Annotated in this window: 13 protein-coding genes; 6 read left to right on the forward strand and 7 right to left on the reverse strand. The window is 44.4% G+C overall.

The genetic code is table 11. From position 1 onward, the window contains the following. From DWB64_RS07140 to DWB64_RS07155, 4 genes are all read right to left on the reverse strand, one after another. Window positions 1–246, reverse strand: a complete 246-nt coding sequence (locus DWB64_RS07140; RefSeq protein WP_129487525.1) for a putative signal transducing protein — start codon at window positions 244–246, stop codon at window positions 1–3. A gap of 112 nt (window positions 247–358) precedes the next feature. After that, on the reverse strand, window positions 359–3,883 hold the full coding sequence (gene nifJ, locus DWB64_RS07145) for a pyruvate:ferredoxin (flavodoxin) oxidoreductase (protein ID WP_129487526.1): 3,525 nt from the start codon (window positions 3,881–3,883) through the stop codon (window positions 359–361). A 396-nt stretch (window positions 3,884–4,279) separates the two neighbouring features. Continuing rightward, window positions 4,280–5,458, reverse strand: a complete 1,179-nt coding sequence (locus tag DWB64_RS07150) for an SAM-dependent methyltransferase (protein ID WP_129487527.1) — start codon at window positions 5,456–5,458, stop codon at window positions 4,280–4,282. Window positions 5,459–5,481: 23 nt separating this feature from the next. Beyond that, the gene (locus tag DWB64_RS07155; protein WP_129487528.1) at window positions 5,482–5,973 is read right to left on the reverse strand and encodes a ferritin family protein; all 492 of its coding nucleotides are present in this window, start codon (window positions 5,971–5,973) and stop codon (window positions 5,482–5,484) included. A 319-nt stretch (window positions 5,974–6,292) separates the two neighbouring features. Here DWB64_RS07155 and DWB64_RS07160 point away from each other — a divergent pair, with 319 nt between their 5' ends. The 5 genes from DWB64_RS07160 to DWB64_RS07180 are packed head-to-tail and all read left to right on the forward strand — an operon-like array spanning window position 6,293 to window position 10,196. Then, a complete protein-coding gene (locus tag DWB64_RS07160) occupies window positions 6,293–7,258 on the forward strand; it encodes an RnfABCDGE type electron transport complex subunit D (RefSeq protein ID WP_243118955.1) in 966 nt (321 codons plus the stop codon). Window positions 7,259–7,262: 4 nt separating this feature from the next. Beyond that, complete coding sequence (locus tag DWB64_RS07165) at window positions 7,263–7,868, forward strand: FMN-binding protein (protein WP_164980294.1); 606 nt, start codon at window positions 7,263–7,265, stop codon at window positions 7,866–7,868. Further along, a complete protein-coding gene (locus tag DWB64_RS07170; RefSeq protein WP_129487530.1) occupies window positions 7,868–8,494 on the forward strand; it encodes an NADH:ubiquinone reductase (Na(+)-transporting) subunit D in 627 nt (208 codons plus the stop codon). The genes DWB64_RS07165 and DWB64_RS07170 overlap by 1 nt, the downstream gene beginning before the upstream one ends. Next, window positions 8,494–9,084 carry an NADH:ubiquinone reductase (Na(+)-transporting) subunit E gene (locus DWB64_RS07175; RefSeq protein ID WP_129487531.1) on the forward strand — a complete coding sequence of 197 codons (591 nt, stop codon included), beginning with the start codon at window positions 8,494–8,496 and terminating at the stop codon, window positions 9,082–9,084. The genes DWB64_RS07170 and DWB64_RS07175 overlap by 1 nt, the downstream gene beginning before the upstream one ends. Window positions 9,085–9,095: 11 nt before the next feature. Next, window positions 9,096–10,196 carry an NADH:ubiquinone reductase (Na(+)-transporting) subunit F gene (locus DWB64_RS07180; RefSeq protein WP_129487532.1) on the forward strand — a complete coding sequence of 367 codons (1,101 nt, stop codon included), beginning with the start codon at window positions 9,096–9,098 and terminating at the stop codon, window positions 10,194–10,196. A gap of 162 nt (window positions 10,197–10,358) precedes the next feature. Here DWB64_RS07180 and pepV read toward each other — a convergent pair whose 3' ends face one another. Further along, on the reverse strand, window positions 10,359–11,750 hold the full coding sequence (gene pepV, locus DWB64_RS07185) for a dipeptidase PepV (protein ID WP_164980295.1): 1,392 nt from the start codon (window positions 11,748–11,750) through the stop codon (window positions 10,359–10,361). 137 nt (window positions 11,751–11,887) lie between these two features. Here pepV and DWB64_RS07190 point away from each other — a divergent pair, with 137 nt between their 5' ends. Continuing rightward, entirely contained in the window at window positions 11,888–12,625 is a 738-nt protein-coding gene (locus DWB64_RS07190) for a flagellin (protein WP_129487534.1), read from the forward strand. 60 nt (window positions 12,626–12,685) lie between these two features. Here the strand turns inward: DWB64_RS07190 and DWB64_RS07195 are convergent, their stop codons facing one another. Together DWB64_RS07195 and yfcC are read right to left on the reverse strand one after the other, a co-directional pair. Continuing rightward, the gene (locus tag DWB64_RS07195) at window positions 12,686–13,378 is read right to left on the reverse strand and encodes a pseudouridine synthase (protein ID WP_129487535.1); all 693 of its coding nucleotides are present in this window, start codon (window positions 13,376–13,378) and stop codon (window positions 12,686–12,688) included. Between the two features lie 162 nt (window positions 13,379–13,540). Beyond that, window positions 13,541–15,184 (reverse strand): putative basic amino acid antiporter YfcC, encoded by a 1,644-nt coding sequence (gene yfcC / locus DWB64_RS07200; protein ID WP_164980296.1) that lies wholly within the window; start codon window positions 15,182–15,184, stop codon window positions 13,541–13,543. Window positions 15,185–15,240: the final 56 nt, after the last annotated feature.

Here is a 15,240-nt window from a genome sequence, read left to right on the forward strand (position 1 = left end):
TTATTCATTAGTAAACTGCATGACTATTTCTTTTGCCTTTTCAACGTTGTCTTCACCGACATAAAGTTCGACACCGGTTTGATTCATTCCCAGATAAATAAGACTGGCTTCTCCAAGCCCCTTATATACCGTATGTACAGGAATGTCGTTGTCGTTAAGTATTTCAATTAACATTTCTGCGACTGTATCGTTGTCAAACTTTGCGACTAGCACTTCATGTAGTGTTGGATTTGCTTCACTCATCATATCACACCCCTTTTTCTACTGATGCCCAAAATCCATATGGTTAAACAATGATTTGAAACGTCTTCAAGCGATAAAAAAGCCATCTCTTTCGAGATGGCTTTCTTTTTATGGATTAGTACTCCATTTTTGAGAATCTAACATAGCTAGCTAGACGCTCTTTAGCTTGCTTCTCAGCAACTGCAAATAGTTCTTCTGCAACTTCTGGGAATGCTTTTTGAAGTTTAGTGTAACGAACTTCTGATAATAAGAAGTCTCTAAAGCTCTTAGTCGGTTCTTTAGAATCTAGAGTAAATGGATTTTTGCCCTGTTCTGCAACACGTGGGTCAAATCTCCAAGTATGCCAGTAACCAGCCTCAACAGCTTCTTTCATTTGGTTCTGAGTTCTTCCCATACCCTCTTTGATACCGTGTGCGATACATGGAGCGTATGCGATGATTAGTGATGGACCATCATAGCTTTCAGCTTCTTTGATCGCTTTGATAGTTTGGTTCTTATCAGCACCCATTGAAACTTGAGCTACATAGATGTAACCGTAAGTCGTCATCATGAGGCCAAGGTCTTTCTTCTTGATTCTCATACCTGCAGCAGCGAATTGAGCTGTAGCTGCAACTGGAGTAGATTTAGAAGCCTGACCGCCAGTGTTTGAGTAAACTTCAGTATCGAATACGAATACGTTCACGTTTTGGCCTGAAGCAAGAACGTGATCAAGACCGCCGTAACCGATATCGTAAGCCCAGCCGTCACCACCGATAATCCATACAGATTTCTTGATTAGGTAGTCTTTTAAGCTTTCGATTTCTGCTAGTAATTCGTTAGCTCTCGCATCACCAAGATCTTTACCAAGCATTGGTAGGATCTGGTATGTTGCAGCTTTAGAGGCCGCAGCGTCAGCAGAACCTTCAAGCCATGCTTCAAACGGAGCTTTTTCAATATCTAGAGTTACGATTTCTTTCATGAAGTCAGCAAGTCTAGTTCTTACTTTTTCAACACCAAGCTGCATACCAAGACCGTACTCAGCGTTATCCTCAAATAATGAGTTAGCCCAAGCTGGACCTTTGCCCTCAGCATTTTTAGTGTAAGGAGTTGATGGAGCAGAACCACCCCAGATTGAAGAACAACCTGTAGCGTTAGCGATCATCATTCTGTCACCGAAAAGTTGAGTGATCAGTTTCATGTATGGAGTCTCACCACAACCTGCGCAAGCTCCAGAGAACTCGAATAAAGGTTGAGCGAATTGGCTGCCTTTTACAGTGCCCTTATCCATCATATCGTCTTTGATTGTAAGTTTCATTGCATATTCCCAGTTAGGAACTTCTTGAGTCAATTGAGACTCGATCGGTTTCATCACTAATGCTTTGTTCTTAGAAGGACAGATATCGGCACAGTTACCGCAACCAGTACAGTCCATAGATGAAACTTGGATTTTGTACGTTACGTTGTCAAAACCTTTACCCATAGCCTTAAGTGTTTCAAAGCCTTCTGGTTTAGCAGCTTCTTCAGACTCGTCAAGTAGGAAAGGTCTGATCGCAGCATGTGGACATACATATGAACATTGGTTACATTGGATACAGTTTGAAGCGATCCATTCCGGTACGTTTACAGCGATAGCACGTTTTTCGAATGCGGCAGAACCGTTTTCGAAAGTACCGTCTTCGATATCTTTGAATGTAGAAACCGGTAAATCGTCACCTTTTTGCTCAGAGATCGGTCTAAGGATGTTTGTGATGAAATCTGGCTCTTCTTTCTTAGCTTCTGCAAAATCAGATGCACTAGCCCAAGCAGCTGGAACTTCGATCTCAACAATTGACTCAATACCTTTATCAACTGCTGCATAGTTCATGTTAACAATTTTTTCACCTTTAAGGCCGTATGATTTAACGATTGCGCCTTTAAGGAATTTAACCGCTTCGTCAAGCTCGATAACTTTAGCAAGTTTGAAGAATGCAGATTGCATTACCATGTTGATTCTGTTACCAAGACCGATTTCCTCAGCAATCGCAGTAGCGTTTACTGTGTAGAATTTGATCTCGTTCTTAGCGATGTAGTTTTTAAGAGACGCTGGCAAGTTAGCTTCCAACTCTTCTTTATTCCAAAGTGTGTTAAGTACGAAAGTACCACCCTTTTTAAGACCTTTTACAAGATCATATTGGAATACGTATGATTGGTTGTGACATGCGATGTAGTCAGCTTCATCAATCAGGTAAGTCGATCTGATTGGTTGTTTACCGAATCTTAAGTGAGATACAGTGATACCACCAGATTTTTTAGAGTCATACGAGAAGTAACCTTGAGCGTACATATCTGTTTCATCACCGATGATTTTGATAGCAGATTTGTTCGCACCGACAGTACCGTCAGAACCAAGACCCCAGAATTTACATCTTACCGTGCCAGCTGGCTCAGTAACGATTTTTTCTTTAACTTCAAGAGAAAGGTGAGTAACGTCATCGTTAATACCGATTGTGAAGTTGTTTTTTGGCTCAGTGCCAAGCATGTCGTAAACAGCTTTGATTTGTGATGGAGTCGTGTCTTTTGAACCAAGACCGTAACGACCGCCAACGATTGTTGGAGCGTCTTCGCTGCCGTAGAAGGCTGTTCTGATGTCAAGGTATAAAGGCTCACCGATTGAACCCGGCTCTTTTGTTCTGTCAAGAACAGCGATTTTCTTAGCTGTTTTTGGAAGAACTTCCATCATGTATTCTGTAGCGAATGGTCTGTAAAGTCTAACTTTGACAAGACCAACTTTTTCGCCTTTAGCTACCAGGTAATCGATTGTTTCTTCGATTGTCTCACATACAGAACCCATCGCGATGATAACACGCTCAGCATCTGGTGCGCCGTAGTAGTTGAATGGCTTATAGTCTCTACCTGTCACTTCGCTGATTTGTTTCATGTAATCAGCTACTACTGCAGGTACGTTGTTGTAGTAAGTGTTTGATGCTTCTCTCGCTTGGAAGAAGATATCAGGGTTTTGAGCTGTACCTCTTGTAACAGGACGCTCAGGATTCAATGAATTGTTTTTGAACCTTTTGATCGCTTCGTGATCAACCATCTCGTTGAATACTGAGTAGTCGATTGTTTCGATTTTTTGAACTTCGTGTGAAGTTCTGAAACCGTCGAAGAAGTGCATGAAAGGAACTCTTGTTTTGATAGCCGCAAGGTGAGCGATACCGCCAAGGTCCATAACTTCTTGAACTGAACTAGAAGCTAAAAGAGCAAAACCAGTTTGTCTTGCCGACATTACGTCTGAGTGGTCACCAAAGATTGAAAGTGCATGTGAAGCAAGTGCACGAGCAGATACGTGGAATACACCAGGTAATAACTCACCAGCAATTTTGTACATGTTTGGAATCATTAACAACAAACCTTGTGAAGCTGTGAAAGTAGTTGTTAAAGCACCAGCTTGAAGCGAACCGTGAACAGCACCAGCTGCGCCACCTTCAGATTGCAGTTCAGAAACTAAAACTTCTTGTCCGAAGATGTTCTTCTTACCATTAGCTGCCCATTCATCAACGAATTCAGCCATGTTAGAAGAAGGTGTTATTGGATAAATTGCAGCTACGTCAGTAAACGCATACGATACATATGCAGCAGCCGTATTACCATCCATAGTTTTCATAACTTTTTTGTTACTCATGGATACGTTCCTCCTACCATAATATTGGTTTTCAATGTGAAAATATAACGTGTGTCACTCACAAAACTAATTGGGAAGCATACGTGTATACTTTGTAAACTCATATTAAGTATAGTATACAATATACAAGTATGTCAACGCCTTATAAAAACTTGTGTCTTGCGAATGAATCTCATAAAAGAAAACGTTTTCACCTCCTTGGTTTTGCAAAATTTACGTATCAAAAATACACAAAAAAAACATTTTGCCATCCTGAGTCCACTAAAATAGCCATGCACAAAGGGTAACATTGTTCTACTCATGTTTTTCAACTTTTTTACTAAAGATTCCACAAAAATTGTAACTTCGCCTTCATCGCCGTATTTTGTGAAATTATGAACGAATTTTTATATTTTATTATTCCTTATCCATCAACATTTCTTTCAATTGTTTCGACAAGAGTCTTTCCAGATGAGGTCTCAAGGACCAGTACCCGGTAAACTTCTTGAACTCATCAAGCATTTCCGGTTTTTTGACACCCGAGTTGATACCGCGGATCATCAGGTTCTTAGGCGTATGCTCCATATCGATGAATTCCATCACGACGGTCTGATAACCCATGATCTCCATTAGATTCGCACGCAGGGCATCTGTTGTCATCGCAGCGAAACGCTCTTTCAATATGCCATGCTTAAGCAGCAGCTGCTGTTCGGGCTGAGCGATCTGAGTATAGGCCTCGTGTTGGCAGCAAGGAACAGCCATGATCACTTTGGTATCCCATTCTATCGCCTTGCCGATCGCCTCATCCGTTGCGGTATCGCAGGCATGAAGAGATACGACGATGTCGGGTTGTTTGTCCCAGTTAAAATTTTTGATATCCCCTTGCTTGAAAATCAGAGAATCATATCCAAGCCTTTCTTTGATTTCAGTCAAATGTGCGATGACATCCGCCTTAAGGTCCAGTCCTATGATTTCTACCGGCTGATTCTTGAGCACCACAAAATAGTAGTACATGGCAAACGTCAGGTAGGCTTTACCGCATCCAAAATCGACCACCCTGACAACTTCGTCAAACTTCACAGACTTTATGGCATCTTCGAGTATTTCAAGATACCTGTTGATCTGTTTGAACTTGTTGTATTTCTTTTTGAACACCTGGCCTTCTTCAGACATGATTCCGAGTTCCACTAAAAAATCATGGGCTACGTCCTCTTCAAGCACATACTGTTTTTTTTGATTGTGCGCGTAGCTCACCAAAGATTTCGTAGGTTTCTTTTCCAGTATCTTTACAACCGCCTTCTTATTCGAAAGCATGTGGAAGTCGGCGTTCACCGTATGGACCATCGCTTGTTTGAAATAGCCTTCCATGAGGCCTTCAAGCACTATGGCAGCCTCGCCTGGTTCTAGATTTTCGTGCATCACCTTCTTGTCGTAGTGATACTCGAGTTGAATCAGATAGTTCCCCTTGATATCCACCGGTCGAACAAGCAGCTTCTTGTAGGTCGCCAGCGACTTTTTGCGTACGTTTGAAAAAACCGCCTCTACAAACTCTCCCTGCCTTAATGCAAGTGCGAACAAACTATGTATTTCACTCATGTTTCAACTGTCACCTTCCTGTTTTATAAGTAATCCTTACTCTCTAATCTATCAAATTCAGCCGAATCGATCTGTATTTCCGATTCAGACAAGAACTCAATCAAATTTTCAAGCAGTAACTTGTGCTTCTTTTCCTCGTAATAGATTTTAAGTAGAACCGCCTTGTCAATCGCTTTTTTTGCTTTTAAAATCTCCTGCTTGTAAAATGCGATCGAATTTTCTTCCAAGTGCTTCGCTTCCTTATAAGCGTCAATCACAGAAGTTTGAGTTGTGAAACTCAGCGCATTCACAATAAGTTCGTTGAAGAACCCTTCTGCAAGGTCTAGTTTCTCACTTGTAGGCAGCTGTGCGGTATTCTGTTTCATCGCCCGGATCAGGTCATGATGCTTCTGCTCTTCTTCTGCAAGAAGTCCGAAGATGGTCTGGATCGAGCGGTCTGTCGCTTTTTCTTTTAAATCAAGGTAGAATGCCTTGCCTTCAAGTTCCATGTTCATTGCCATTTGATAGATATCCATTAATAGTCACTCCTCCTGTTAACACTCCCTCACACATTACTATATCAAGCATTCAGTATAAATCAAGGGGCATATGCGACAACCTTTAAGTTGATACCCCGATTTTACTCTGACCGAACAACTAATTGGCCCCTTTCGAGTCTTTGACAGGATGAGTTGAGAAGATTATTTCAGGGTGGGAATTCAGACCGTTAAAAAAAAGGAAAAAAATCAACTGAAAATGTTTGTCAATTAGATAATAAGGTATAATTACAACAGAGAGGGACGCTTCTTATGAAAACGTTTCCTGTACATCATAATCAAATAAGAGAGATAAGGGGTGATTATTATTTACGAACTACTAGGCATCAAGTTCCTAAAGCAAGCAATGATGCGCAAGGTGGTCTATGCGCTTGTTCCAATCATTATCGCATCCATCTATTTTTTTGGATGGCGTTCGATTGTAATGATGGCGCTTGCTTCTGCCGTCGGCGTACTGACCGAATGGATCTTCGAAAAGAAAAAGAACAAACCCGTATCGGAAGCGGTCTATGTGACAGCAATCCTATACACGCTTACCCTACCGGTCAGAACGCCGCTTTGGATCGTCGCTGTCGGGATGATCTTTGGCATCGTATTCGGCAAAGAGGTTTTCGGTGGATTTGGACGTAACGTGTTCAATCCGGCTCTTGTGGGTAGGGCCTTTGTCTATGTCAGTTTTCCCGCGTTTTTAACCGGCCAGTGGACAGCACCATTCACAGACATTGCTGGAGGATTCACAAAATTCATGGGCACACCGATCGACGACCTCGCTTCTGCGACACCCATGTTGATTTTTAGGGCGACAGGTGAAATGGCCGATCTTTCAAAACTTTTCATAGGCAATATCTCCGGATCGCTTGGTGAAACAAGCGCTGTACTTATATTACTTGCAGGGCTTTACCTCCTTAAAACAAAAACAGCCTCATGGGAAACCATGCTTTCGACGCTGCTAAGCTTTTTGATTTTCAATAGCGCGTTTTACCTATTAGGCGCCGAGGCGGTTCCTAACCCGCTATTCGGACTACTTTCCGGAGGAATCCTCTTCGCGGCGGTCTTTATGGCGACAGATCCGATATCCTCACCAAAGACAAAAGAGGCCAAGTTCATCTACGGAGCCATCATAGGGCTTGTGACAGTCGTCATAAGGGGGTTCGCCCTTTTCGCAGGCGGAGTCATGTTCGCCATCTTAATCGGCAACACCTTCGCACCGATATTGGATGAGACGGTCAAATACCTTAAAAAGAGAAAAAAGGAAAGAGGGTGAGTCCATGGCTAAAAAGAAAAAGCAAATCCTTTACCCTGTTTTCTTCATGATCCTGATCACCGTGATTTTTGTAAGCGCGCTTGCGGTCATCAATGAGGCTACAAAAGAGATTATCGCTAAGCAAGAAGCGCTAAAAGTAAAAGAGAACATCCTATATGTGTTCGGTTTGACACACGACCCGACGCCCGAAGCCACTGAAGCCGCATATGATCTTTATATCGAGGAAAAATCAGTCGTGGACCAGCAGGTCTTCTATGCCAGTAAGGACGGAACACAGTTGGGATACGCCTTTGTCATCAGCGGCCCCGGTCTTTGGGGATCCATGACAGGATACGCGGCAGTATCAAACGACTTAGATGCGATTCTTGGAATCAGCTTCGTGAGCCATTCTGAAACACCGGGCTTAGGTGGCAGGGTCGACGAGGACTGGTTCAAGGACCAATTTAGGGGAATCGCCATTTCTAAAGATTCCGACTCCGCCGTATTTAGACCCGCCCCTGAAGGAAATGTCGACGCCATAACGGGTGCGACGCTTACTTCCGAGTCGGTTCGGGTGATCATCAACACGGACATCATCGATTTCATCACAAACTACGGGGGTGATTTATAATGGCTTCTAAAGCACAGAAAGTGATTCATATGGGACTCATCAAGGACAATCCCGTCTTCAGACAAATCTTGGGTATCTGTTCGGCACTCGCTGTAACCAACCTGATGATGAACTCGCTGATTATGGGAATAGGCCTTATGTTCGTAACCGCCTTCTCATCACTTACCGTATCGCTGATAAGACAGTTCACTCCAAAACATATAAGAATGATGGTACAGACACTTATCATCGCCGCCTACGTGATTATCGTAGACATCATACTCAAGGCCTACATGCCAGAAATGAGCAAAGCGCTTGGACCTTATGTCGGTCTCATCATTACAAACTGCATCATCATGGGCCGTGCGGAATCCTTTGCGCAAAACAACACTCCGATTATCTCGTTTGTAGACGGTCTGGCCATGGGTGGCGGCTATGCGGCCGTTCTGCTTGCAATCGCGACTGTCAGAGAACTTCTAGGTTTCGGTTCACTCTTTGGAATCAACATACTCGGCGATGCGTGGGTCAACTGGACACTCATGATCATGCCTCCTGGAGCATTTTTCATGCTTGGAATCGTAATCTGGATCAGCAAGAACGTCTTCCCTGACGTTGAAGCGACCGACGCGAAAGGTGGTGCAAAATAATGCTAGAAATCAATCCTCTAATCATCTTCTTCGCAGCGATCTTCACAAACAACATGATCATGTCCAATTTCCTTGGAATGTGCTCCTTTATCGCAGTATCCAGTGAGATCAAGACCTCGCTTAGCCTTGGACAGGCAGTGACTTTTGTTCTGACCTTCACCACGCTCTTAAACTACATGGTCTATCACTATATACTCGTACCGCTCGGTATCGAGTACTTGAGATACATCGTGTTCATCATCGTCATCGCCGCCTTCACCCAGCTGGTGGAAATGATCATCGACAGATACTTCCCTACGCTTTATCATGCGTTAGGTATCTTTTTACCGCTGATCACTGTAAACTGCGCGATCCTTGGCGTATCGCTGTTCATGATCATCAGAGACTACAACCTGATGCAGTCACTCGCATTCGGCGTAGGATCGGGTCTTGGCTGGACGCTTGCCATTGTCACTATGGCGGGTATCAGACAGAAGATTAAAAACAATCCTATTCCTAAAGGCCTTGAGGGTCCTGGAATCACGCTAATCATAACCGGCCTGATGGCACTGGCCTTTATCGGCTTTAGTGGCATTGTGCAAATTCAATAGGAGGTTACGAGATGAATGACATTCTAACAACCGTTATCTCCATATCGGCAATTTCTGGAACCCTCGCTCTCCTGCTTTCCATTGCGAACAGGACCATTGCCAACTACGGCGACAAGAAGATGCTGATCAACAACGAAAAGGAACTGATCGTCGACGGCGGTGACACACTGCTCAGCTCGCTGATCGAGAACGAAATTTTCATTCCCTCCGCATGTGGCGGCAAGGGAAGCTGCGGCTACTGCAAGGTCAAGGTGCTTGAAGGAGGCGGAGAAGTCCTGCCTACAGAGCTTGGTTATCTGACAAAAGAAGATCAGGACGGTGGAGTTAGACTAAGCTGTCAGTGTAAAGTCAAAGAAGACATCTCCATTGAGATACCCGAAGAACTCTTCAATGTGAAGCAGTATGACTATACGGTAAAACAGAACAACCTAGTCAATTCAACAATCAAACACTTGGTTCTTGATCTGCCTGCCGGAAAAGAAATCGACTTCAAGCCCGGCCAGTACATTCAGATACTGACCCCGACCTATAAGGGCAACGATGAAGAGGTCTATAGGGCATATTCCCTTGCCTCGCCTCCAAGCCAGAAGCATACGATCGAACTCTTTATCGGTCTCATACCTGAGGGTATATGCACGACCTATGTGCACACGCTTTTAAAAGAGGGTCAAAAGTTGACCGTTGTCGGTCCCTTTGGTGATTTCTATTATAGGGAAAGCGAGAGGGAGATGGTCATGGTGGCCATAGGAACAGGCATGGCTCCGATCATGTCTATTCTGAGACATATGCACGAAAACAAGATCCACAGAAAATGCACCTTCTTCTTCAGTGCCAGGAACAAACAGGAGCTTTATATGATGGATAAGATCGCGGAATTTGAAAAGGACATGCCTAACTTCAAATTCATCTATTCCCTCACAAGAGCCACCGACGAAGACCAATGGGAAGGCGACAAGGTCAGAGTGCCTGATCTGATTAAGAAGTATCTTGAAAACGGAGCAAACAAAGAAGCCTACATGTGCGGTAGCCCCAAAATGATCGATTCAGCGGCAGAGGCCTTGGTCGAGATAGGAATGGAAGAAGCCTTCATCTACTATGATAAATTCGAATAAGAATAAACGCATTTTGTTTATTCCGCCCCACCGGCCAGTCAGCTTGCATTTCAGATGACGTAGAGGTGAGTTGAAATTGAAAAGAATCTTACAAGAAGAACTAAATAAAAAAGTTGGACACCTGTCCAACTTTTTTTAATTCATTCTTATATTTTCTCTCTTCTATTTTGCCAATCGATAAATCGCATCCGCATAGATCTTTGTCATCCTCACAAGATCGTCCTTCACGATGTACTCATCCGCCTGGTGCATCGTATCGTGCGCGCCCGGGAACAAAGGGCCGTATGCGACGATGTTGGGCATGCTTCTCGCGTAGGTTCCTCCGCCGATGCAGATCGGCTGCGCCTTCTCATCGCCTGTGTGTATCTTATACACATCCATCAGGGTTTTGATCAGTTCACCGTCTTTGTCATGCACGATAGGGTCCACAGAGCTTACCACATCGTAGGTGAATCTCTCCAGTTCGATGATATTCTTAAATGCACTATTGTATACGTCCTCAAGCGACTTTGTCACAGGATACCTTACATTGACGCTTAAGCTTCCCCCAGCCTCGTTCATGAGGACTGTGCCTACATTGAAGGTCAGCGCGCCAGAAATGTCATCTTCCATTCCCATGCCTATACCCTCGCCGCCCGTGAGCATGTTGATTCTTCTGACATAGGCTCTTACAAAGCTCGAAGCGTCTCCAATTTGAAGGTCAAGCACATCAAGACAGCTCATCAGAAGGGATATGGCATTGGTTCCAGCCTCTGGGGTCGATGCATGTGCAGAAACGCCTTTGACACTGAGCCTTGTAAGCTCTTTAGACCGGTCGATCGTCACATTGCACTCAAAATCCTTGTTGAAGCTTGTGACCATGTCTGTGATATCCATGGTCTCTTCGATAAAGGCCTCCGCATAGTCAGGAACCATGTTCACTGCCGTTCCGCCATTTATGCTGACAACTCTGATACCGCCATCGTCGATGGCCTCTGCGAATGTCTTTTTCAGATTGAAGGTCGTGATTCCTTTTTCCGCATAGATCACAGGAAAATCAGCATCTGGAGTGAAACCGGTGACCGGTGGCTTTTCTTTTGTCAGATAGTGCTTCACGCATTTCGACCCTGTCTCTTCATTGAGTCCGAAGATCAGTCTGATGCTCCTATCTAGCTTTTCACCGGACTCCTTGATCGCCTTTAGTGCAAAAAAACTTGCCGCCGCAGGTCCCTTATCGTCAAGCGCCCCGCGTCCGATGATTCTTGTTTCCTCAATGGTTCCGCCGAAGGGCTCGAACGTCCAGTCGTTGCCTTCGGGCACCACATCCAAATGGCAAAGCACGCCGACATAGTCCTCTTGGTCTCCAAGCTGTATGTAGCCGACCTGATTGTCCATGTTCTTTACTTCAAATCCCGCTTCTTTTCCAAGCTCAAGCATATATTCGAGCGCTTTTGTATTCGCCGCTCCGTATGGATGATTCTCACTATCTGACGAGTCAAGCACGCTCCTGAACTTAAGCAGGCTTGATAGTGTCTCATAAAGATTTTCCTTAGTTGATTCTATGTAAGTGTTCATGATAAATCCTCCCTTTTCATGTTTAAAGTTTATCATAAAAACAGCTTCCCACGCTACTAGGTTTAACGAATCAAATCAGGGGTATAAATTTAACAGGCTTATAATAGTTTTTTTACCATAGATGAGGTGGGGATTTTATGAAAATCGATGGCACTACCGCTAGAATCGCAAGCGGATTAAGAATCAATAGCGCCAAGGATGATGCGGCAGGCCTTGCAATTAGTCAAAAGTTGACGTCTCAAGAGAGTGGCCTTGACCAAGGCGTAAGAAACGCCAGGCAGAGCGCAGATGCCCTTAATACCGCAGAAGGAGCACTTGGCGGAATCAGCGATTCACTGAACCGAATGAGGGAACTTGCGGTTCAGGCATCAAATGGAATCTTAACAAGCGACGAGCGTAAGATCATACAAACTGAAATCGACCAGATCAAAGAAGGCATCACCGATCAGGCGAGAAATACTCAGTTTAACACCAAGCAGCTACTCGACGGTTCCTTTAGAGACATAGCGACAGGCACTCAACCGGATGGTTCCGGTGCGACTGTCGGCGTCGCAGGATCGACGCTAGCAGAACTTGGTATCGAAAATTTCGATGTCACAGGCAGCTTTGATATTTCAACACTCGACCAGGCGATCAGCAGAGTCAGCGAAAACAGAGGACAGATCGGTGCTCAGACCAATGCCCTTGAAAGTACGATACGTAGCAACGAGATCGCGCGAGTGAACACCACAGCCGCCAACTCCAGGTTGAGGGATGCGGATGTCGCAAAAGAGTTTTCACGACTTAGCCAGCAGAACATCAACCAGCAGTATAAGTTAAGCATTCAAAAATTGCAGCAACAGCATGAGGGCAATTCACTCAACCTCCTGCTATAAAAAATAAAAGACCTTGAATTTGAGGTCTTTTTGTTTTGCTTCTTGTTTTGCTTCTTATTATTATGATCCGACAGTTTTTTTCAGTTCGATAACCTCAGCTTCACTGAGTTCTCTCCATTTGCCCATCTTAAGGTCTCCAAGCAGCACGTTGACGATGCGGACCCTTTTGAGTGTGATCACATGGTAGCCGAGCACATCGCACATTCTTCTGATCTGTCTGTTGAGCCCCTGGGTCAATATGATTTTGAACCGCCTTTTTCCAAGCCTTTCGACAGTACATGGTCTGGTGAATGTATCGAGAATATGTACCCCGCTGCTCATTCTAGCGATAAAATCGTCCGTGACCGGTTTTTCGACCTCGACGATATACTCCTTCTGGTGATAGTGTGCGGCTTTCATCAGCCCATTGCTAAGCTCACCGTCGTTGGTCAGTAAGATAAGCCCTTCCGAATTCTTATCGAGTCTTCCCACAGGAAAAACCCTTTCCTTATGATTGACAAAATCAATGATATTGCTTGTAATCTTCTTGTTGGTCGTACATTCGATACCTACCGGCTTATGCAGTGCGAGATACACTTTTTTTGTGACTCTTGAAAGCATCTGTCCATCAACGACCACAACATCCTCATCGTTCACCTGTTGACCCATTACAGCGATGTGATGGTTCACATAGACGAGCCCCTCTTCAATCAGCTTATCTGCTTCTCTTCTGGAGCAGCGGCCTGTTTCAGCGATATATTTATTAAGACGCATAGTAGCCTCCGTTTCGATGTCGTCATGATGCTTGATTGCATTATATCAATTACTTATCGATAGAACAAGCAGGTTTTTTAGCCTACCCACGCCCCGAATTCACACAAAAAACAGCCTCTGCTGCCAGAGACTGTTTTGATCGATTCTTATGAAGCGACTAACTTACAAGCCTGTCATCACGCCTAAGACAATAAACACAGAGGCGAATACAAACAGGATTCCTTGGAACTTGATTTGGAACTTGAACCATTTCGTCCATTCGATTCTAGCGACACCCAGACAACCCATCAGTGAAGCAGATGTCGGTACGATCAGATTCGTAAAACCGTCACCCAACTGGAAGGCAAGTACAGAAACGTCTTTGGATACCCCTACGATTGAAGCAAGCGGAGCCATCAGCGGCATTGTAATAGCAGCCTGACCCGATCCTGAAACCACAAAGAAATTGAAGATCGACTGGAACACATACATCACCCAAGCGATCATCATCGCCGGTAATCCCGTCAGCGTATTAGCCATACCGTTTAGAATCGTGTTCATCACTGTCATTTCACCGGCACCGGTACCACCTAACACAAGGACGATCCCCTTAGCCATACCAACAACCATGGCAGCACCTAAAAGATCTGAAGCGCCTGTTCTAAACGAGCTTGCGATATCATTGGTTCTCATACCCTCAAGCTTGAAGATGACGCCGATGATACCGGCAACAAGTCCCATCGTAAAGAAGATAGAAGCAATTTCAGGTAGGTAGTACTCGTAAGCGTTGACTCCCCAAATAATCCAGAACAGACCGGCTACCACAGTCAAGAGGACCAGAACATGTCCTATTCCGAACTTTGTGTTCTTCTGCGCTTTTTCCTTATAGTCGTTTCTGAAGTAATCATCGGATTCATAGGTCAACGAACTTTCAGGATTCTTTTTGACCTTGCTTGCATACCACATGGTAAAGGCGATTCCAAGTAGTGTGAAGAAGGCCCACATGCTCATCCTGAAGAACTGTCCCTGACCGACACTTACACCGGCGATACCTTGTGCGATAACCACAGAGAATGGATTCATCCAAGATGCGGCGAAACCGATTTGTGTCGCCACATAAGTCACCATCACACCGGTGATGGCGTCATAACCCAGTTCAATCATGATCGGCACAAGGATAAGGGCAAAGGGAATCGCTTCTTCTCCCATACCGAAGACTGCGCCACCTGCTGAAAACAGGATGAACATCGCTGGAATAATTAGAATCTCATACCCTTTTGTGTACTTGATCATATTCAAGATGCCGTTTTCAACAGCACCGGTCTTAAGCACGATTCCAAATGATCCGCCGACGATTAGGATGAATGCCATTACACCTACGGCAGAACCCCATTTGTCACCGGATACAAAACCTTCGAACACGTAGTTCAGGAAGCCGACTCCGCCCCATTTTTCGAATATCTTGATATCGGATGTTTCCCCATCCGTAATGTATTTACCGTAAACCTGAACGACTTTAAAGCTTTCAAGTTCAATCGCCTTTGCTTTAGATTTTTTTGTGTTGCCTAATTCTTCTTCCCCGCTAAAGACATAGACCCGACTTTCATCTGACGCGTCAATGGTATAACTTACGTCTGCTGCGGTCACATCGACAACTTGACCGTCTGCCACTGTGCTTATTACCTTGTTATCCGTACCTAAAACCTCATAGGCGATATCGAATTTCCCCATCGGTACAACCCATGTTAGAAGTGCTGCTAAGACTACGATGAAAAATATGATCACATACGTGTCCGGCATCTGCCATTTCTTTTGTTCCTTTGACATTTTTGTCCCCCTCATGAAATAGTATTAAGATTACAACCTAATACTATTGCAAGCCA

The sequence above is a fragment of the Fusibacter sp. A1 genome (assembly GCF_004125825.1).
Classification (GTDB): Bacteria; Bacillota; Clostridia; order Peptostreptococcales; family Acidaminobacteraceae; genus QQWI01.